A 19,685-nucleotide genomic window follows, 5' to 3' on the forward strand; every position below is an offset into this window, starting at 1 on the left:
TCCTATGCGGGGCTGGCTTTCGTGCTCTCCCTGGCGACCAGGACGGCCGCAGGCGACCAGCGGTCGGCCACCGGGCCGCCCGCGATCAGCTCCAGCACCGACTCGGCGACGAGCTCGCCGAACCGGTGGACGTCGACGCTCATCGTGGTGAGCGCGGGTGTGGCGAGGCGGCACAGGGTCGAGTCGTCCCAGGCGATGATGCTCAGCCCGCCGGGCACCTCGACGCCGCGCTCCTTGGCCGCGCCCAGGCCGGCGACGGCCATGACGTCGTTGTCGTAGAGGACGGCCGTGGGCGGCTCGTCCAGCTCCAGCAGGGCGGCGGTGAGCTTCGCGCCGGACTCCTCGGAGTAGTCGCCCTCGACGATCGCGGGGACGACGCCGTGCTCGGCGCAGGCCGCCAGCAGCGCGGTGGTGCGCGCCTGGGTGTGCAGCAGCCCTGCGGGGCCGGTGACGCGGGCGATGGCCCGGTGACCCGCGGCGACCAGGTGCTCCAGCGCGGCCCGGATCGGGGCGGTGTCGTCGGTGCGCACGGCCGGGAGGTCGCCGTCGGGCTCGCCGACCAGCACGGCGGGCAGGCCGACCTCGCGCAGCACGGCGGGTCGGCGGTCGTCCTCGGTGCGGTTGACCACGACCACGGCGTCCACCAGCCCGCGCGCCGCCCACCTGCGGTAGGCGGCGATCTCGGCGTCCTGGGCGGACACGACGTGCAGCAGCACCGACAGGTCGCGCTCGGCCAGCCGCTCCTCGATGCCCGCGATGAACTCCATGAAGAACGGCTCGACGCCGAGCAGGCGGGTCGGCCTGGCGAGCACCAGGCCGACCGCGCCGGTCGACGCCCCACCGGGTGTTCCGGTCACCGACCCACCAGGGCGTTGGCCGTGCGCAGCACGCGCGGGTCGGTCAGCGCGGACGGGTCCAGGTCGGCGCAGGTGGTGACGTGGAAGGCGTGCCGCTCGCCGGGGAGCAGCGTGACGAGCTGGTCGTCCACGCGCGCGTCGGGCGCGGCCTTGTCGACCAGCAGCGCGACGTCGCGGGCGAGCGCGGTGGCGGTGACCTCGACCCGGTAGCCGCCGTCGACGCGGTGCGCGGTGGCGGTGAGCGGGGACGGGTCGAGCGCGGCGTCGCGGTCCTCGGCGAACAGGTGCAGCGCGCGCACCCCACCCGCGGTGGCTACCACGACCTCGGCCTCCCGGTTGTCCGCTGACAGCAGGGACTCCGGCAGCTGGACCACGGACGTGGAGCGGGCGGCGACCCCGAGCCGCAGTGTAGTCGTCGCCAGCTCGTGCCCGTCGAACGAGATCCGGCGGACCACGAGGTCCTCGTCCCAGGGCTCGGCGGTGTCGTTGACCACGACGACGGCGGTGCGGCCGTCGCGCGGCTGGACGGTCAGCAGCCGGGGCGCGAACGCGTGCTTCAGGGCGTGGAACAGCGGCTTCTCCCGGCCCTCGCCGTCGACGGCGGCCCAGGAGGTGACCGGCCAGCAGTCGTTGAGCTGCCACACGACCGCGCCCGCCGTGCGCGGCCAGTGCGAGCGGAAGTGCTCGACGCCGAACGCGACGGCGCGGGCCTGGTTGAGCTGGGCGGCCCAGTGCCAGTCCTCGAAGGACTCGGGGACCGGCAGGTGCGGCTCCATGCCCCGGTCGAGCTTGCCGTTGCCGTCGTCGGCCTTCTGGTGCAGCAGGAACGCGGGCGAGGAGGGGGTCATGGGACCGTCGGCCTCGTGCACCCAGTCGGTGAGGGTGCGCCAGGTGGGCGGGCCCTGGAAGCCGAACTCGGCGCAGAAGCGGGGCGCGTGGTCGCGGTAGCGGGTGTAGTCGACGCGGTTCCACACCTCCCACTCGTGGCGGGTGGCGTGGTCCTGGTCGTTGGGGTGGGCCTCGCCGGGGCTGTACGGGCTGCCTGGCGAGTAGGGGCGGGTGGGGTCGAGCTCGGCGACGATCGCGGGCAGCAGGTCGGTGTAGTAGCCAAGGCCCCAGGTCAGCTCGCCCAACTGCTCCTTCCAGCCCCAGTCCTCGTGGCCCCAGAGGTTCTCGTTGTTGCCGTTCCACAGCGCGAGGGAGGCGTGCGGGGTGAGGCGGGCGACGTTCTCGCGGGCCTCGGCCTCGACCTCGGCGCGCAGCTCGCCCTCCTCGGCGTAGGCGGCGCAGGCGAACGGGAAGTCCTGCCAGACCAGGACGCCGCGCTCGTCGCAGACGTCGTAGAAGTCCTCGGTCTCGTAGATCCCGCCGCCCCAGATCCGCAGCAGGTTGAGGTTGGCGGCGAGGGCCTGGTCGACGCGGCGGGCCAGGCGGTCGCGGGTGACGCGGGTGAGGAAGTGGTCGTCGGGGATCCAGTTGGCGCCCTTGGCGAAGACCCGCTCGCCGTTGACGACGAAGGTGAACGGGGTGCCGTCGGCGTCGGGCTCGGTGTCGACGGTGATGGTGCGGAAGCCGATGCGGCGGGTGAAGGTGTCGCGCTCGTCGCCCGACTCGGCGACGACCTCCAGGTCGAGCAGCGGTTGCTCGCCGTAGCCGACCGGCCACCACAGCGGGGCGTCGGGGACCAGGACGGTGAGCACGGCGGTGTCGCCGTCGACGGTGGCGCGCTGCTCGTGGTCGCCGACGCGGGCGGTGAGCAGGCTCGGGGCGTCGCCGGCGCGGTCGAGCCGGATGTGCACCTCGACGCGCCCGGTGCCGTCCGGGTCCACGGTCACCAGCGGTCGGACCTCGGCGAGCCGGGCGCCGGTCCAGCGCTCCAGGCGGACCGGCTTCCAGATGCCCGCCGTCTGCAGGTCGGGGCCCCAGTCCCAGCCGAACGAGCAGGCCATCTTGCGGATCGCGTTGAACGGGTGCGGGTAGGCGCGGGGGCGCTCGCCCAGCTCGGCCTGGGTCCGCTCGGCGTGCTCCAGGGCGGAGTCGAACTCCACCACCAGGTCGTTCTCGCCGTCCCTGAGCACGTCGCGGACGTCGAAGCGGTAGCTTCGGTGCATGTTGGCGGTGGAGCCGAGGGGGTGCCCGTTGAGCACGACGGTCGCCACCGTGTCCAGGCCGTCGAAGGCCAGCTCCACCTTCTCGCCCGCGCGCGCGGCCTCCGAGGTGAGGACCGTCGCGTAGCGCCACCGCGCCCGGTGCGCCCAGGCCAGCTCCGCCTCGTTCCGGTCCAGGTACGGGTCGGGGATCAGCCCGGCGCGCAGGAGGTCCAGGTGGGCGCTGCCGGGGACCTCGGCGGGCGCGGTCGCGTCCGCGAGGTGCTCGGGCACGGGTCCGCCCACCGCGCGCAAATGCCACCCGTCGTGAACCGTTCGGCGGATCATGAGGTACTCCATTCCCGGCGGTGTGCGGTGTCGCGTGCTGGTGAGCGAAAGCCTGGCGATTCTTACGCCGCCAACTAAAGTAAGTCAACGATGTAACTCGCCAGAGGAGAGACCACAGTGGCGGACCTGAGGCACCTGCGCGCCGCGGGCGTGAGCCTGGTGCTCGACCTGACCGGAGGGACCCTCCCCCGCGTGCTGCACTGGGGCGCGGACCTGGGGCCCGACCCCGACCTGGAGTCGCTGCGGCTGCTGTCGCTGCGCCAGCCCATCGGCAACTCGGTGGACGGGCACGTGGAGGTGTCCGTGCTGCCCGAGCAGTCGGCGGGCTGGCTCGGCACCCCCGGCCTCGTCGGGCACCGGGAGGGCGCGGACTTCTCGGTGGCGCTCCGGGTGACCGGGGTGGAGGGCTCCGGGGACGGCGTGGTCGTGCGCGCCGTCGACGAGACCGCCGGGCTGGGCGCGGAGGTGCTCGTCGAACTGCTGCCGTCCGGCGTGGTGCGGCAGCGCGCGCGGGTGACGAACACCGGCGACTCGGTGTTCACCGTGGACGCGCTGAACCTGGCGCTGCCGGTGCCCGCCGAGGCGGTGGAGCTGCTCGACTTCAGCGGCCACCACCTGCGCGAGCGGGCCCCGCAGCGGACCCGGTTCACCCAGGGCCTGCGGGTGCGGGAGAACCGGACCGGGCGCACCGGCTACGACACGGCGTACGTGCTGGCGGCGGGCACCGAGGGCTTCGCGAACCGGCGCGGCGAGGTGTGGGCGGTGCACACGGCCTGGTCGGGCAACCACCGGACGTTCGCCGAGCGCACGTTCCACGCGGTGTCCCTGCTCGGGTCCGGCGAGCTGCTGCTCGCGGGCGAGGGGCGGCTGGCGCCGGGTGCGGTGTACGAGTCGCCGTGGCAGTACGGCTCGTACGGCGCGGCCGGGCTGGACTCGGTGTCGGCGCGGTTCCACGGGTTCCTGCGCTCGCGCCCCGGCCACCCGACCTCGCCCCGGCCGGTCGTGGTGAACACGTGGGAGGCGGTGTACTTCGACCACGACCTGGACCGGCTGAAGGCGCTGGCGGACGCGGCGGCGGAGGTCGGCGCGGAGCGGTTCGTGCTGGACGACGGCTGGTTCGGGTCGCGGCGCGACGACAAGCGCGGGCTCGGCGACTGGTACGTGTCGGACGAGGTGTGGCCGGACGGGCTCGGGCCGATCGTCTCGCACGTGACCGGGCTGGGGTTGCAGTTCGGGCTGTGGGTCGAGCCGGAGATGATCAACGAGGACTCCGAGCTGGCGCGGGCCCACCCGGACTGGATCATGGCCACCGGCGGGCGGTTGCCGCGCGCGGCGCGCCAGCAGCAGGTGCTGGACCTGACCAAGGCGTACGACTACATCCTGGAGCGGTTGGACTCGCTGCTGAGCGAGTACGACATCGCGTACCTCAAGTGGGACCACAACCGGGACCTCGTGGAGGCCGGGCACCAGCCTGGCGGTCAAGCCGGGGTGCGGGCGCAGACGCTGGCCGTGTACCGGCTGCTGGACGAGCTGCGGGCGCGGCACCCCGGGGTGGAGATCGAGTCGTGCTCGTCGGGCGGCGGGCGGATCGACCTGGAGATCCTGCAGCGCACGGACCGGGTGTGGACGTCGGACTGCATCGACGCGCTGGAGCGGCAGCGCATCCAGCGGTGGACGAACCTGCTGATCCCGCTGGAGCTGATGGGCTCGCACGTGGGTGACGGGCGCTCGCACACGACGGACCGGCTGCACAAGCTGGACTTCCGGGCGGGGACGGCGCTGTTCGGGCACTTCGGGATCGAGTCGGACCTGACGCGGGTGTCGGCGGAGGACCGGGCGCGGTTGACGGAGTGGGTGGGGCTGTACAAGTCGCTGCGGGGGCTGCTGCACACCGGGGTGTCGGTGCACGGGGACCACCCGGACCCGGCGATCGAGGTGCACGGGGTCGTGGCGGGCGATGGGTCGGACGCGGTGTACGCGGTGGTGGCGCACGGGACGTCGGAGATCTACCCGACGGGGGCGGTGCGGTTGCCGGGGTTGGCGGCGGACCGGGAGTACCACGTGCGGCCGTTGGCGCCGGGGGACGTGCCGGACGGGAACGCGCACCACTGGGGGAACCCCCTGCCTTGGTGGACCCCGGAGGGGGTTCGGGTTGGGGGGCGGGCGCTGGAGGTCATGGGGGTGCAGGCTCCGGTGCTCTATCCGGAGCGGTTGGTGTTGATCCGGGCCACGGCGGTGTGAGTCGGCGGGGGCCGCGTCGGGGAGGTTCTCCCGGCGCGGTCCTCAGCCCGGTTCGGTGGTGGTGCGCTGCTCGGCCATGCGGTGGAGGTCCGCGCGGAGCTCGCGGATGCGGGTGCGGATGGCGTTCTCGTCGCGCTGGTGGACAGGTCGTCCCGCCAGGCTTCGAGGGGTTCGAGGCAGGCGGCGATCTCCGGTGGGTTGCGGTCAGCGCCGGGGCGCGGTCAGCGCCAGGACCGTCCCCACGATCAGCGCCGCGATCGCCACCACGTACAGCGCCTCGCCGTCCGCCGCCCACCGACCCGCCCGGGCCGTGGGCAGCAGCACCCCCAGCAGCAAGCCGGATAACAGCACGGTTCCCCCGAACAGCCCCAGCCTTCGGCGCACGGCCCCTCCCCGGTCGGCCCCGACGGCGCTTCGGGTACCCGTCGTCCGCTTCGGGTGAACTCCGCGGCGGGTCGGGTAGTCGGGAGGATGCACAGGAGTCGGTTGTACGCGATCTTCGTCGACGTGCCCGCCGAGCACGCGGGGCCCGCGGCTCGGTTCTGGGCCTCCGCGCTCGGTGGGCGGGTCAGGCCGGTTGCCGGGGAGGAGCAGTTCACGGCCATCGACGGGGCCGTGGACGGGATCGCGTTGGACGTCCAAGCGGTCGACGACGAGGCCCGCTACCACGTCGACGTCGAGACGGACGACGTCGCGGCCGAGGTGCTCCGGTTGACCGGGCTCGGGGCCGTGGAGGTGTCCGTGTGGGAGGGGTGCCACGTGTTGCGGGCGCCCGGCGGGCAGCTGCTGTGCGTGGTTCCGGTGCAGAGCGCGGCCGAGGTGTTCACCGCGTCGGCCCGCGTGTGGGAGTGACGGCTCAGCGCCGCTCGTCGGACGTGCCCAGCATCGTGCCCGCCAGGATCGCGGCCAGGAACACGGTGTAGATCGCGCCGCCGTTCGCCGACGGTTCGCCCGCGTTCGCGGTCGGCATGAGGACGCCGACCAGGAGCACGCCCAGCACGACCACACCCACGAACAAGCCGCGGTTCACGGCGCCACCTCCGGAAGTCGAGTGCACCGGGGGTGCCCGCGAAGGGGTAAAGGTGAACTTCCGTCACCTGAACAGCGGGGTCGCGCCCGTCCCCCACGAGGACGGGCGCGACCAACCCCCTAGGCGACTTCCTCCCACTCCCCCGTCACGTGGTCGTAGGCCGCCGCCCTGCCCGCGCGCTCCACCTCCGCCTGGTCGACGGTGAACACCCTCCCCCGCGCCTCCGGGTTCGGGGCCGCCTCCGCCAGCAGCTTCGTGTACGGGTGCCTGGGGCTCAGGATCACGTCGTCCGCGGGCCCCCGCTCCACCACCCTCCCCTTGTACAGCACCAAAATGTCGTCCGAGAAGTGCCGTGCGGTCGCCAGGTCGTGGGTGATGTACAGGACCGCCAGCGACTCCTCGCGCTGCAACCGCGCCAGCAGGTTCAGCACGCCCAACCGGATCGACACGTCCAGCATCGACACCGGCTCGTCCGCCACCACCACCTTCGCCCCCGGCGCCAGCGCCCGCGCGATCGCCACCCGCTGCCGCTGCCCGCCGGACAGCTCGTGCGGGCGCCGCGACGCCAGCTCGCCGGGCAGGCTCACCCGGTCCAGCAGCGCCCGCACCTGCTCCGGCCCGGACGGCAGGCCGTGCAGCCGCAGCGGCCGGACCAGGTGGTGCTCGACGGTGTGGAACGGGTTCAGCGAGGCGAACGGGTCCTGGAACACCATCTGCACGTGGTCCCGGTACTCCCGGTCCGGCACGCGCGCGCCGCCGTCCGCCTCCACCACGATCCCGCCGGACGTCGGCCGCTCCAGCCGCGCGATCATCCGCGCGATCGTCGACTTCCCCGACCCGGACTCGCCCACCAGCGCGACCGTGCGCCCCGGCGTCAGCTCGAACGACACCCGGTCCACCGCCCGCAACCGGTCGCGCCGCCACCCCGAGCGCACGGTGAAGTCCTTCACCAGCTCCCGCGCCTGCAACGTGGTCACGCCGAACTCCCCCCGCTCCGCACGAACGAACCGCGCTCCCCGGTCAGGCTGGGGAACGAGTCGAGCAGCTGCCTGGTGTACGGGTGCTCCGGCCGCAGGCGCATCCGCTCCGCGTCGGCCAGCTCCACCACCTCGCCGTCCTTCATCACCGCGATCCGGTCCGCGACCTCCAGCAGCAGCGGAAGGTCGTGGGTGATGAGCAGGACCGCGAAGCCGATCTCGTCGCGCAGCCGCAGGATCTCCCGCAGGATGCCCCGCTGCACCACGACGTCCAGCGCCGTCGTCGGCTCGTCCATCACCATGATCTGCGGGTTCAGCAGCAGCGCCATGGCGATCACCACGCGCTGCCGCATCCCGCCGGACAGCTCGTGCGGGTACGAGTCGAGCCGCGCCGGGTCGACGCCGACCAGGCCCAGCACCTCCGCGCACCTGGCCCGCCGCTCGGCCTTGGCCATGCCGGGCCGGTGGGTGGTGAGCACGTCGTCGAGCTGCGCGTGGACCGTCGTCACCGGGTTCAGCGCGTTCATCGCGCCCTGGAACACCATCGACAGCTCGGACCAGCGGAACGCCCGCAGCTCCTCCGGCCTCAGCGCCAGCACGTCCTCGTCGCGCTCGCCGTGGAACGTGACCGTCCCGCCGGTGATCTCGGCGGGCGGCCGGTGCAGCCTGCTCACCGCGTACGCGAGCGTGGTCTTGCCGCAGCCGGACTCCCCGGCCAGTCCCAGGATCTCGCCGCGCCGCAGGGTCAGCGACACGTCCCGCACCGCCCGCACCGGCCGCTCGGTCCGGTACTCGACCGACAGCCCCTCCACGGTCAGCACCGCGTCCTCGTCGGCGCGCGGCACGGGCGCGGCGGCGCGCTCGGGCTCCTTGACCCGCAGCGGCACGTCGCGCAGCTTCGGGTTGATGATCTCGTCGATGCTGAAGTTCACCAGCGCGAGCCCGCAGCCGAACAGCGCGATGAGCAGCCCCGGCGGCACGAACCACCACCAGGCCTCCCGCTGGAGCGCGAAGCCGTTCTGCGCGTAGTAGAGCATCGTGCCCAGGGTGGACGAGTTGGACGCGCCCAGCCCGAGGAACGACAGCCCGGCCTCGTTGAGGATCGCCGAGATGACCGTGTACACGAACTGCGAGGCCAGCAGCGGCAGCAGGTTCGGGAGGATCTCCACGGCGATGACCCGCCACGGCTTCTCCCCCGCGACGCGCGCCGCCGCCACGTAGTCCCTGGTGCGCACGGACAGCGTCTGCGCGCGCAGCACCCGCGCCGACGCCGCCCAGCCGGTGATGGCCAGCACCAGGGCGATGGTCCACGCGCCGCGCTGCTCGGCGGGCACGAACGCGGAGATCACGATCACCAGGGGCAGCGTCGGGATCACCAGCATCACGTTGGAGAACAACGAGAACGATTCGTCCACCACACCGCCGACGTAGGTGCCGACGATGCCGAACAGCGCGGACAGCAGCGTGGCCAGCACCCCGACGGTCAGCCCGAGCTTGAGCGAGCCGCCGGTGGCGTGGGCGAGCTGGGCGAGCACGTCCTGGCCGGTCTGGGTGGTGCCCAGCAAGTGCTCGCCGCCGGGCGGGGTGAGGCCGATGTCGCGGATGGTGGCCGGGTCGCCGGTGAGCAGCGGCCCGAGCAGCGCGAACAGCGCGATGGCCCCGATCAGGCCGAGTCCGACCGCCAGCTTCGGCGACCAGCGCGGCAGCATCGAGCGCCAGCCCGCGCGCACCGCCGGTTCGGCGGCGGGCACGGGAGCGAGGGTGGTCATGGGCGCGCTCCTCTCAGCCCTGGGCGCGGGTGCGCGGGTCGACGACGGCGTAGAGCAGGTCCACCACGAGGTTCGCGCCGAGCACGGCGATCGTGATGACCAGGAAGATGCCCTGCATGAGGGCGTAGTCGTTGTTCTGCACCGCCTGCAGCAGCTTGGAGCCGATGCCGGGGTAGGAGAACACCTGCTCGGTGATGATCGAGCCGGACACCACGAAGCCCAGCGAGATGGCGAACGCGGCGAACGACGGCAGCACCGCGTTGCGCGCGGCGTAGCGGACCATGACCCGCGATCCCCTGAGCCCCTTGGCCTGCGCGGTGAGCACGTAGTCCTCGGCGGTGGTGGAGACCATCATGTTGCGCATCCCCAGCAGCCAGCCGCCGATCGAGGACAGCACGATGGTCAGGGCGGGCAGCGTGCCGTGGTAGACCGCCGAGCCGATGAACTCGGCGTTCCAGCCGGTGTCGAGCACGACGTCGTACCCGCCGATGAGCGGGAACCAGCCGAGGCCGGACGCCAGCAGCGCCACCAGGATCAGCGCGAGCCAGAAGTACGGCACGGCCGCGAGCAGCGTGGTGGCCGGGACGAGCGAGTCCAGCCACGTGCCGCGCCGCCAGCCGACGAACGCGCCCAGCCCGATGCCGAGCAGGAACGACAGCACCGTGGCCACGCCGACCAGCACGACCGTCCACGGCAGCGCGCCGGAGATCACCTCCGACACGGGCGTGGGGAACGCGCTGACGGACACGCCCAGGTCGCCGCGCGCCAGGTTGCCCAGGTACGCGAAGTACTGCTCCAGCAGGGTTCCCTCGCTGTCGCCGCCGAGCAGCAGCGCGTAGGCGCGGCGGGCCTCGGCGTCGACCTGGCCGCCGCGCTGGGCGAGCTTGGCCATGAGGGTGTCGACGGGGTTGCCCGGCATGAGCCGGGGGATGAAGAAGTTCAGCGTGAGCGCCGCCCAGAGGGCGACCAGGTAGAACCCGAGCTTCCGCGCGTAGTACCGCATCGCGTCACTGACCGGCGGGCTTGAGGGTCCGGTAGATCTCGGAGTTGTCCGGCGCGGACCAGACGGCGAAGAACGCGTACGGGTTGGACTCGTCGGGCCAGCCGGTGAACTTCTTCGCGTTGTACTCGCTGGTGGTGCCCGCGGTGAGCAGCGGGATGTAGGGGACGGTCTCCTCGACGCGGGTCTGGATGGCGTCCAGGTGCGGCTGGCGCGCGGCGGTGTCCTTGGGGTCGATGGCCTTGAGCGCGTCGATCGCGGCGTCGATGGCCGGGTCGGAGACGCGGGCGAAGTTCGGGGTGGCGGTCTGGCCGACCGGCGCGGTGGAGGAGGTCGCGAAGAAGTAGCTGTAGAGGTAGAACGGGTCGGCGGCCGGGCCCTGGTAGAGCGAGTCGATGATCAGCTGGTACTTGCCCTGGCCGCGCGCGTCGGCCCACTCGTTCCAGGACGACTGCTGCACGTTGAGCTTGATGCCCGCCTGCTGGAGCTGCTGGGTCATGGTGTCCAGGGCGGTGATGTAGTCGGTCCAGCCCGCGACGACCTTGACGTTGAGGGCGAGCTGCTGGCCGTCCTTGGCGTAGAGGCCGTCGCCGCCCTTGGCGTAGCCGGCGCCTTCGAGGAGCTGCCCGGCCTTGGCGGTGTCGGGCTGCATGGGGGCGGTGCGCTCGGCGAGCTTGCTGGAGATGACGGCGTCGTCGCGGCCGAGGAGCGCGAATCCGGGGGAGATCTCGCTGGCGGTGTTCTCGAACGCGAGCGAGTTCACCTGGGTGCGGTTGAGCGCGTAGTAGACGGCCTTGCGCACGGCCGGGTCGGTCTGCGGGCCCTCGCAGCCCAGGGCGGCGTTGGAGCAGGTCAGCAGCGCGGCCTGGTTCATCGGGGTGGTGTTGGCCTTGTAGCCGGGGTAGTTCTTCTCGACGTTCGCGATGTCCGGGACGGGGCCGGTCTGCCAGTCGACCTGGCCCGCCTTGAGCGCGTCGGCGCCCGCCTGGTTGCCGGACAGCGAGAGGTAGCGGATCTTCTTCACCGCGGGCGCGCCGCTGTGGTAGCCCTCGTTGGCCTTGAGGGTGAAGGCCTGCGCCTTGAACTCGTCGAGCTGGAACGGGCCGGTGCCGACGGGGGTGGCGATGACGTTGGTCGCCGGGTCGGAGAGCTGGCCCCACAGGTGCTCGGGGACGATCCAGGTGCGGCCGAGGACCTGCGGGCCGACCAGGTACGAGGGCTCGTCGAAGGTGACCGTGAGGTGCGTGTCGTCGATCGCGGCGGCCTTGCCCTTGTAGCCGACGCTGTTCATGGTCGGGGTCTTCGCGACCATGTCCAGGGTGAAGACGACGTCCTTGGCGGTGAACGGCTTCCCGTCCGTCCAGGTGGCCCCGGAGCGGGTGGTGATGGAGAGCACGGTGCCGTCGGCGTTCCACTCGAAGCTCTCGCCGAGGCGCTTCACGGGGTCGGTGGAACCGGTGACGTTGTAGAAGAACAGCGGCTCGAAGATCGTGCCGAGGCCCTCGATGCGGGTGGGCGAGTACGGGTTGAAGTTGAGCTGCCAGTCACCCGCCTGGCCGGTGTAGACGACGAGGGTGTCCGCGGCCGTCCCGCCGCCGCCCCCGGAACCGCCGCAGCCTGCCGCTGCCAACGCCGCGGCGAGGACCACCGCCGCCAGCCGCCTGCGTGAGCGCTGTGCCTTCAGGAACATCGTTGATTCCTTTCGTGGCTTGCGGCCCGCTAGGTGGCGCGAGCCGCCCGGCTTGGGCAGGATTGTTTAGTCATTGAAGAAACGAAGTCAATACCTGGGCGTCGTGGAACGGTCACCGGGCGGTGGTCGGTTGGTAGCCTTCGAGCGGTTCTCCGGCGGGTTGGGTGGGGTGGGGGCATGAGCGGACCTGGGCGGGCCACACCGCACGCGAGCAGCAAGGCGACCGTCCTGGACGTGATCAGGGCGGCGGGCGTGATCAGCCGGGTCGGGCTGATCGGGGCGACCGGGTTCACCGGGGCGACCATCTCCACGGTGGTCCGCAGGCTCATCGACGAGGGGCTCGTCGTGGAGACCGGGCGGGCCGAGTCCACCGGCGGCAAGCGGCGGGTGCTGCTCCAGCTGAACCACTCGGCGCGGTACGCGGTCGGCGTGCACCTGGACCACGCGGGCAACACGTACGTGCTCACCAACCTCGGCGGCGCGGTCGTGGCGCGCATCCTGCGACCGGGCGTCGCGGACCCGGCCGCCGTGGTCGGGCAGGTCGCGGACTCGGTGTCGGCGCTGGTGGAGGGCGTGGGGATCGAGCGGGAGCTGGTGCTCGGGGTCGGCGTGGTGTCGCCGGGCGCGCCGGGAGCGGACGTCGAGGGCCTGGTGGGCGAGCTGCGGCGCGCGGTCGGGCTGCCGGTGGCGGCGGACAACGACGCGACGGCCGCCGCGCTGGGCGAGCACTGGTCGGGCGGGATCGGCGGGACGGCGACGTCGGCGGCGCTGTGCATGGGCACGCGGCTCGGGGCCGGGCTGGTGATCGGCGGGATCACCTACCGGGGCAACGGCGGCGACGCGGGCGAGATCGGGCACGTGAGCGTGGACGCGCTGGGACCGGTGTGCTGGTGCGGCGGGCGCGGGTGCCTGGAGGTCATGGCGGGGCCCGCGGCGGTGGTGGCGGAGGCCGGTGAGGCGCCGTCGCTGGCGCGGGAGCTCAAGGGCGGGTCGGTGGCGGCGGACTTCGCGGCCGTGGCGCGCGCGGCCCGGCGGGGCGAGGCGGCGGCGCTGGGGCTGCTGGAGCGGTCGGCGCGGTGCGTGGCGGTGGCGGCGCGGTCGCTGGCGAACCTGATGGACCTGGAGGTGCTGGTGCTGACCGGGCCGGGGTTCGCGGTCGCGGGGTCGGTGTACCTGCCGGTGATCCGGGAGGAGCTGGGGCGGGCGGTGGTGGGGCGCGGGAGCGGCGGGGTGGACGTGCGGCTGTCGCGCTCGGCGTCGACCGCGCCCGCGATCGGCGCTGCGGCGCTGGTGCTCCAGGCGGAGCTGGTGCCGCTGACGCAGGGGTTGCGGTTGCCGGAGAACCTGGCGGCGGCGGAGCCTGCGGCGCTGGCGCCGGGGGTGTGAGGGTCGCCGGGGGTGTGAGGGTCGCCTGGGGTGTGAGGGTCGCCTGGGGTGTGAGGCTCAGCGCGTCCAGGCCGCGGCCCACGGGACGTACTGGAGCCTGCGCTGGATCAGGCCCGCGTACAGGAGCGCATCGGGCGCCGGCAGGGTCACGACCTGGCCGGTGACGGTGGTGATGTGCACGACCGGGCTCGGGGGTGTCCGGGGTGGCCCCGTCGGGCAGGGTCAGGGGGTAGCTGGTCGAGCCGGCTCCGGGACGGGCCCCACAGGTCGGGGCGGCGCCTGCCCCGGAGGCGGAACCAGGCGGCCAGCGCGACGGGGACGGCCAGCGCGACCGCGAGGGGAACGCCCCGCAATCGCCGCTACACAGCGCTAGCCGCCCGTCCCCGCCCCCCCGATCCCCTTTCCGCGCAACGGATCCGCTCAGCCCAGCGGCTTCAACCCCAGGTGCTCGCGCAGGGTCGTGCCCGCGTACTCCGTTCGGAAGACCCCGCGCTCCTGGAGCAGCGGCACCACCCGGTCGACGAACTCGTCGAACCCGCCGGGCGTGATGTGCGGGACGAGCACGAAGCCGTCCGCCGCGTCCTGCTGCACCAGGTCGTTGATCGACGTCGCCACGGTCTCCGGCGACCCGACGAAGGTCTGCTCGGCGGTCACCTCGATCATCAGCTCCCGCACCGACAACCCGCGCGCCCGCGACAGCTCCCGCCACTCCCGCGCGGTCGCCAGCGGGTCCCGGTACATGCGCACGCTGGCCCGGCCCGGCGCGATCGTGCCGCCGTCGACGACCGGGTCGTCCTGCGGCAGCGGGCCGTCCGGGTCCAGGTCGGACAGGTCGCGGTTCCAGACGTGCTCCAGCAGCTTGATCGCCGTCTGCGGGCTGACCTGCTGCGCCCGCACCTCCCGCGCCCGCTCGCGCGCCTCGGCGTCGCTGTCGCCGAGCACGAACGTCGCGGCGGGCAGGATCACCAGGTCCTCGGGGGCCCGGCCGTGCGCGGGCAGGCGGCCCTTCACGTCGGCGTAGAACGCCTTGCCCGCCTCCGCTCCCGCGTGCCTGCTGAAGATCGCGTCGGCCTTGGCGGCGGCGAAGTCCCGTCCCTCCGGGGAGTCCCCGGCCTGGATGATCACCGGCCTGCCCTGGGGCGTGCGCGGCAGGCCGAAGCGGCCCTCGACGTCGAAGTGCTCGTCGCGCACGGCGAACGCGCCGCCGTCGCGCCAGGAGTCGAACAGCACTGAGGCGGCGTCCAGGAAGCTGCGGGCCCGCCCGTAGCGCTGCTCCTTCGGCAGGAACCCGCCGCGCCGGAAGTTCTCGCCGGTGAACGCGTCCCACGAGGTCACCACGTTCCACGCGGCCCTGCCGTCGGACAGGTGGTCCAGGCTGGCGAACTGGCGGGCCACCTCGTACGGCTCGTTGAACGTGGAGTTGATCGTGCCCGCGAGCCCGATCCGGTCGGTGACGGCGGCGAGCGCGGCCAGCACGGCGAACGTGTCGGGCCTGCCGACCACGTCCAGGTCGTAGAGCTGCCCGCCCTGCTCGCGCAGCCGCAGCCCCTCGGCCAGGAACAGGAAGTCGAACCGGCCGCGCTCGGCGGTGCGGGCGAAGTGCCGGAAGGACTCGAAGTCGATGTGGCTGCCCGCCGCCGGGTCGCTCCACACGGTGGTGTTGTTGACGCCGGGGAAGTGGGCGGCCAGCCGGATCTGCTTCACCATCAGGCACCCCTGGGAGCTGCGTAGCGGTTGGCGGGGCGGGGCAGGTCGAGCAGGCCGCGCAGGGTCGTCGCGGGGCCGGGCTCGGCGGGCACGAGGCCCCTGCGGCGCAGCTCGGGCACCAGCTCGCCGGTGATGGCGGCCAGGTCGCGGGGCAGGCGCGCGGGGCGCAGGCGCAGGCCGAACGCGCCCGCCTCGTGCCACTCCTGCGCCAGGTCGGCCAGCTCGGCCGGGCCGCCGGTGTGCACGAGCGCGTCGGAGGTGAGGTCGCGGTCGTCGTGGAAGGCGACGACGACGTCGGCGAAGTGCCGCGCCCGCCCGATCCCCGCGCCGGTGCGGCGCACGTCGGCCGCGTCGCGCGGGGTGGTGAACACCAGGTCGGCGGACTCGCGGGCCAGGCGGTGGGGGCGCTCCCCGTCGTGGGCCAGCACGGCGATCGGCGGGTTGCCCTGGGGCGGGCGCGGGGTGATCGACGGGCCCTTCACGGCGAAGTGGTCGCCCCGGAAGTCGATGTGGTGCAGCTTGTCCCGGTCGACGAACCGGCCGGTGGCGACGTCGCGGATCTCGGCGTCGTCCTCCCAGCTGTCCCACAGCCTGCGCAGCACCTCGGCGTAGTCGCGGGCCTCGGCGAACAGGTCGGCCACGACCGCGTCGCCGGGGCGGCCGGACTCGGGCAGCGGGGGCAGGTCGCGGCGGCCGAAGTGGCGGGCGGTGGCGGGGTCGCCGTCGACCCGCAGGCGCACGCCCGCGCGGCCGAGGCTGACGTGGTCCAGGGTGGCGACGGCCTTGGACAGGTGGAACGGCTCGGTGTGCGTGGTGATGGCGGTCGGGACCAGGCCGATGCGGCTGGTGAGCGGGGCGACGCGGGCCGCGACGAGCAGCGAGTCGAGCTGGTTCGCCCGGTGGCCGAGGGTGTCCTCGAACGTGACGAGGTCGATGCCGCCGCGCTCGGCGGCCAGGACCAGCTCGGTCCAGTGGCGGGCGGACAGCGGGCGCGGGTCGGGGCTGTCCGGTCCTCCGCCCCCGTCGCCGCCGTCCGGGTGCCACCCCGGCCCGTCCAGTGCCACCGCCAGGCGCAGTTCGGTTCCCATGGGGCGGATTCTGGTTCAGGGCAAGGCTTTCCGGCAGGGGCGACCAGTGGGTGGGACGTCCGCTGCGGCGGTCGGGGCAACCCCGGTCAGTCGGGAACAGGGAGGGCGAACCGGGTGTTGGGGCGCGCGCCCGCGAGGACCAGGTCGGCCAGCACCTCGCCGATCGCGGGGGTGAACTTGAAGCCGTGGCCGGAGAAGCCCGCGGCGACGGTGAGGTTGCCCGCGCGGTCCAGGACGAAGTCCGAGGTGGGGGTGCTGGTGTAGGTGCAGCTGATCGGGGCGGCGCGGTCCGGGTCGGCGCCGGGGAGCCAGGCGCGGGCGTAGTCGCGGAGCGCGGCGAGGCGGGTTGGTTCGGGGGCGCGGTCGCGGTGGTCGGGGTCGGTGTCGGGGCCGCCGCCGTGGAATCCGATCTTGACGCCCTCGCCGGGGGTGAGCAGGCCGTAGACCGTGTCCGCGCCCCGGTGGTGGATGAACGACGGCCAGTTCGCGGAGGTGGTGGCGAAGTGGGCGGGCTGCTCCTCGGTGACGCGCAGGGGCGGCAGGGGCAGGTGCGGTTCGAGGAGCCCGCGGGTCCAGGCGCCGACCGCGACGACGGCCTGGCGGGCGCGGTAGGTGGCGCGCCCGGTGGTGACGGTGACGCCGTCCACGTCGTGCTCCAGGCGCAGGGCCTGCTCGTCGTGGTGGACGGTCGCGCCGTGGGCCTTCGCGGCGGACTGAAGGGTGTGGACGGTCAGGTCGGCGTTGAGCCTGCCCGCGCGGGGGTGGAACAGGACCGGACCGTCGAAGCGCAGGTCGGGCCAGCGCTCGGCGGCCTCGCGCGGGTCGAGCGGGGTGGCGGGGACGCCCTCGGCGGTGAGGGCGGCCTGGATGCCGGTGAGGTCGCCGTGGTCGACGCCGCCGGTCTCCTGGAACACCTCGGGGCCCAGTTCGCGCCACAGCGGGAGGGCGCGGGCGGCGAGCCGGACGTAGAGCGGGTCGGCGTAGGCGAGGCGGAAGATCCGGGACGCGCCGTGCGAGGCGCCCTCGGTGTGACCGGGGGCGAAGCGCTCCAGCAGGAGCACGTCGGTCCCGCGCAGGGCCAACTGCCAGGCCGCCGCGGACCCCATCGCACCGCCACCGACCACCACGACGTCCACGTCGACCATGGGGTGAGGATCGCCGGGGCGGGGGGTGGTTGTCGAGCGGGTCCCACGCCTCGGATCGGGGAGGACGGGGGTGGTGGGCGGGACGAGACGTGGGGCGGGTGCGAGCGGGCGGGGTGTGGCGCGCGGGCGCGTGGGCCGGTCAGCGGGTGGCGACGACGGACGCGCCGCCGGCGTCCGGGTCGTGCTCGACGCGCGCGGTCAGGCCCGCCGCGCGCACGGCGGCCACGGCGTCGGCCACCTGGGCCTCGCCGATCTCGAACAGGAGCGCGCCGCGCTCGGCCAGCCAGTCCGGTGCGCCCGCCGCGACCCGGCGCAGCACGTCGAGGCCGTCCGAGCCGCCGTCGAGCGCGGTGCGCGGCTCGTGGTCCCTGGCCTCGGGGGGCATGAGGCCGATCGCGCCGGTGGGCACGTACGGGGCGTTGGCGAGCAGCACGTCGACCCGGCCGCGCAGGTCGTCGGGGAGCGGGTCGTACAGGTCGCCGCGGTGGACGCGGTGCGGGGCGGGCAGGTTGCGGCGGGCGCACTCGGCGGCGGCCGGGTCCAGGTCGGCGGCGGTGACGCGCGCGCCGGGCAGCCGGTGGGCGAGCGCCGCGCCGAGCGCCCCCGAGCCGCAGCACAGGTCGAGGACGACGGGGGCGGGCGGGGCCAGGGCGGCGGCCAGGGCGACCAGGCGCTCGGTGCGGCGGCGGGGGACGAACACGCCGGGGGCGACGGCGATCCGCAGGCCGCAGAACTCGGCCCAGCCGAGCAGGTGCTCGAGGGGGTCGCCCGCCGCGCGGCGGGTGACCAGGGCGTCCAGGGCGGTGGGGTCGGTGGTGGCGTCGAGGAGGAGGTCGGCCTCGTCCTCGGCGAACACGCACCCGGCCGCGCGCAGGCGGTCCACGACGGCGGCGTGGAGGGGATCGGTGGGGCGGGAGTGGGGCATGGGGCGCCTTTCCGGGGGTGGACACCGGGGCGCTCCGGCTGCGGCCCCTACCGCGCGCCAGGGGTGAGCGCCCCGCCTCGACCAGCGTTGATGGGACTCACCTCCTCGGATCGGTCTGCGGCCAGCGTACCGCCCCGGCCGGACGGGGGCGGCGGATCACCCCGGTCAGCCGCGGTCCTCGGCCGCAGTCCTCGGCCGCGCTCCTGAGCCGCACTCCTGGGCCCGCGCCAGGAGCTGGGCCCGCTCGCGCCCGTTGCGGGTCAGCGCGGCGGCGCGCTCGAACTCGGCGCGGGCCTCCCCGGTCCGGCCGAGGCGCGCCAGCAGATCGCCGCGCGCGCTGGGCAGCAGGTGGTAGTCGGCCAGCGCCTTCTCCCCCAGCAGCTCGTCCACCAGCTCCAGCCCGACCTCCGGCCCGAACGCCATGCCGCACGCCACCGCGTGGTTGAGCGCGATCACCGGTGACGGGACGCGCAGCGCGAGCAGCTCGTACAGGCCGACCACGCGCACCCAGTCGGTGTCCTCGGCGGTGGCGGCGCGGGCGTGGCAGGCGGCGATCGCGGCCTGCGCGGTGTACGGGCCGCCGCCCAGCCGCTCCGCCCGCTCCAGCCCGGCCAGCCCCCTGGTGATCAGCAGCCGGTCCCAGCGGGAGCGGTCCTGGTCCAGGAGCCGGACCGGCGCGCCGTCCGGGGTGGTGCGGGCGCGGATGCGGGACGCCTGGAGCTCCATCAGCGCCAGCAGGCCGTGCGCCTCCGGCTCGCGCGGCACGAGCGAGACCAGCACCCGGCCCAGGCGCAGGGCGGTCACGCACAGGTCGGGCCGCACCAGGTGCTCGCCGCCGGTGGCCGAGTAGCCCTCGTTGAAGATCAGGTAGAGGACGCCGAGGACCGAGCCGAGGCGTTCGGCGCGCTGCTCGTCCGGCGGGGTCTCGAACCGCGCCCCGGCCTTGGCCAGCGCCTTCTTCGCCCGGACGATCCGCTGCGCCACGGTCGGCTCGGGCACCAGGAACGCGCTGGCGATCTCCTCGGTGGTCAGGCCGCCCACGACGCGCAGGGTCAGCGCGACGCGGGCGTCCGGGGACAGCACCGGGTGGCAGGCGGTGAAGACCAGGCCGAGCAGGTCGTCGTCCGGGTCGTGCTCGGGGGCGTGCTCGTCGAGGTCGCGGCCCAGCTCGGCGAGCTTGCGGTCGTGGTTGCCGCGCCTGCGGGCCAGGTCGACGGCCCGGTTGCGGGCGGTGGTGGTCAACCAGGCGCCGGGGTTGTCCGGGATGCCGGTGGACGGCCACCGCTCCAGCGCGGCGACCAGGGCGTCCTGGGCGAGCTCCTCGGCGAGGCCGAGGTCGCGGGTGAAGGCGGCCAGCCCGGCGATGAGCCGGGACGCCTCGATCCGCCAGACCGCCTCGACGGCGCGGCGGGCGGCGGGATCGCTCACCCGGCGA

The 19,685-nt window shown here is 74.1% G+C and carries 17 protein-coding genes; 3 read left to right on the forward strand and 14 right to left on the reverse strand.

Annotated elements, in window-relative coordinates:
- Positions 1 to 2: 2 nt before the first annotated feature.
- Both AMIR_RS30635 and AMIR_RS30640 read right to left on the reverse strand, forming a co-directional pair.
- Positions 3 to 857 (reverse strand): LacI family DNA-binding transcriptional regulator, encoded by an 855-nt coding sequence (locus AMIR_RS30635; protein ID WP_015804870.1) that lies wholly within the window; start codon positions 855 to 857, stop codon positions 3 to 5.
- Positions 854 to 3,292 (reverse strand): glycoside hydrolase family 2 protein, encoded by a 2,439-nt coding sequence (locus AMIR_RS30640; protein ID WP_015804871.1) that lies wholly within the window; start codon positions 3,290 to 3,292, stop codon positions 854 to 856. Before AMIR_RS30640 ends, AMIR_RS30635 begins: the two co-directional genes overlap by 4 nt.
- 117 nt (positions 3,293 to 3,409) lie before the next feature.
- On the opposite strand from AMIR_RS30640, the gene AMIR_RS30645 reads away from it, so the two are divergent.
- Positions 3,410 to 5,533: an alpha-galactosidase gene (locus AMIR_RS30645; protein WP_015804872.1), complete on the forward strand. Its 2,124-nt coding sequence runs from the start codon at positions 3,410 to 3,412 to the stop codon at positions 5,531 to 5,533.
- A 204-nt stretch (positions 5,534 to 5,737) separates the two neighbouring features.
- Here the strand turns inward: AMIR_RS30645 and AMIR_RS30650 are convergent, their stop codons facing one another.
- Positions 5,738 to 5,917 carry a hypothetical protein gene (locus tag AMIR_RS30650; RefSeq protein WP_041837142.1) on the reverse strand — a complete coding sequence of 60 codons (180 nt, stop codon included), beginning with the start codon at positions 5,915 to 5,917 and terminating at the stop codon, positions 5,738 to 5,740.
- 102 nt (positions 5,918 to 6,019) lie between these two features.
- Here AMIR_RS30650 and AMIR_RS30655 point away from each other — a divergent pair, with 102 nt between their 5' ends.
- Entirely contained in the window at positions 6,020 to 6,385 is a 366-nt protein-coding gene (locus AMIR_RS30655; protein WP_240438730.1) for a VOC family protein, read from the forward strand.
- 4 nt (positions 6,386 to 6,389) lie between these two features.
- On the opposite strand, the gene AMIR_RS40765 is transcribed toward AMIR_RS30655, so the two are convergent.
- The 5 genes from AMIR_RS40765 to AMIR_RS30675 all read right to left on the reverse strand — a co-directional run bounded on the left by AMIR_RS40765 (position 6,390) and on the right by AMIR_RS30675 (position 11,999).
- Complete coding sequence (locus AMIR_RS40765; protein ID WP_162945590.1) at positions 6,390 to 6,563, reverse strand: hypothetical protein; 174 nt, start codon at positions 6,561 to 6,563, stop codon at positions 6,390 to 6,392.
- 119 nt (positions 6,564 to 6,682) lie between these two features.
- The gene (locus AMIR_RS30660) at positions 6,683 to 7,540 is read right to left on the reverse strand and encodes an ABC transporter ATP-binding protein (RefSeq protein WP_015804874.1); all 858 of its coding nucleotides are present in this window, start codon (positions 7,538 to 7,540) and stop codon (positions 6,683 to 6,685) included.
- Entirely contained in the window at positions 7,537 to 9,309 is a 1,773-nt protein-coding gene (locus AMIR_RS30665; protein ID WP_015804875.1) for a dipeptide/oligopeptide/nickel ABC transporter permease/ATP-binding protein, read from the reverse strand. Before AMIR_RS30665 ends, AMIR_RS30660 begins: the two co-directional genes overlap by 4 nt.
- 13 nt (positions 9,310 to 9,322) lie before the next feature.
- Positions 9,323 to 10,312 carry an ABC transporter permease gene (locus tag AMIR_RS30670; protein WP_015804876.1) on the reverse strand — a complete coding sequence of 330 codons (990 nt, stop codon included), beginning with the start codon at positions 10,310 to 10,312 and terminating at the stop codon, positions 9,323 to 9,325.
- Between the two features lie 4 nt (positions 10,313 to 10,316).
- Positions 10,317 to 11,999: an ABC transporter substrate-binding protein gene (locus AMIR_RS30675; protein WP_015804877.1), complete on the reverse strand. Its 1,683-nt coding sequence runs from the start codon at positions 11,997 to 11,999 to the stop codon at positions 10,317 to 10,319.
- 177 nt (positions 12,000 to 12,176) lie between these two features.
- Between AMIR_RS30675 and AMIR_RS30680 the strand changes: the two genes are divergently transcribed.
- Positions 12,177 to 13,385, forward strand: a complete 1,209-nt coding sequence (locus tag AMIR_RS30680) for an ROK family transcriptional regulator (RefSeq protein WP_015804878.1) — start codon at positions 12,177 to 12,179, stop codon at positions 13,383 to 13,385.
- A 57-nt stretch (positions 13,386 to 13,442) separates the two neighbouring features.
- On the opposite strand, the gene AMIR_RS42980 is transcribed toward AMIR_RS30680, so the two are convergent.
- The 6 genes from AMIR_RS42980 to AMIR_RS30705 all read right to left on the reverse strand — a co-directional run bounded on the left by AMIR_RS42980 (position 13,443) and on the right by AMIR_RS30705 (position 19,678).
- Positions 13,443 to 13,565, reverse strand: coding sequence for a hypothetical protein (locus AMIR_RS42980; protein ID WP_015804879.1), 123 nt, complete (start codon positions 13,563 to 13,565; stop codon positions 13,443 to 13,445).
- A gap of 240 nt (positions 13,566 to 13,805) precedes the next feature.
- Positions 13,806 to 15,092 carry an NtaA/DmoA family FMN-dependent monooxygenase gene (locus tag AMIR_RS30685; RefSeq protein ID WP_015804880.1) on the reverse strand — a complete coding sequence of 429 codons (1,287 nt, stop codon included), beginning with the start codon at positions 15,090 to 15,092 and terminating at the stop codon, positions 13,806 to 13,808.
- Positions 15,092 to 16,180 carry an LLM class flavin-dependent oxidoreductase gene (locus AMIR_RS30690; protein ID WP_015804881.1) on the reverse strand — a complete coding sequence of 363 codons (1,089 nt, stop codon included), beginning with the start codon at positions 16,178 to 16,180 and terminating at the stop codon, positions 15,092 to 15,094. Before AMIR_RS30690 ends, AMIR_RS30685 begins: the two co-directional genes overlap by 1 nt.
- 86 nt (positions 16,181 to 16,266) lie before the next feature.
- Positions 16,267 to 17,325 carry an FAD-dependent oxidoreductase gene (locus AMIR_RS30695; RefSeq protein WP_015804882.1) on the reverse strand — a complete coding sequence of 353 codons (1,059 nt, stop codon included), beginning with the start codon at positions 17,323 to 17,325 and terminating at the stop codon, positions 16,267 to 16,269.
- 139 nt (positions 17,326 to 17,464) lie between these two features.
- Entirely contained in the window at positions 17,465 to 18,250 is a 786-nt protein-coding gene (locus tag AMIR_RS30700; protein WP_015804883.1) for a putative protein N(5)-glutamine methyltransferase, read from the reverse strand.
- A 165-nt stretch (positions 18,251 to 18,415) separates the two neighbouring features.
- A complete protein-coding gene (locus AMIR_RS30705) occupies positions 18,416 to 19,678 on the reverse strand; it encodes an RNA polymerase sigma factor (protein WP_015804884.1) in 1,263 nt (420 codons plus the stop codon).
- Between the last annotated feature and the right edge of the window lie 7 nt (positions 19,679 to 19,685).

The sequence above is a fragment of the Actinosynnema mirum DSM 43827 genome, from assembly GCF_000023245.1.
Classification (GTDB): domain Bacteria; phylum Actinomycetota; class Actinomycetes; order Mycobacteriales; family Pseudonocardiaceae; genus Actinosynnema; species Actinosynnema mirum.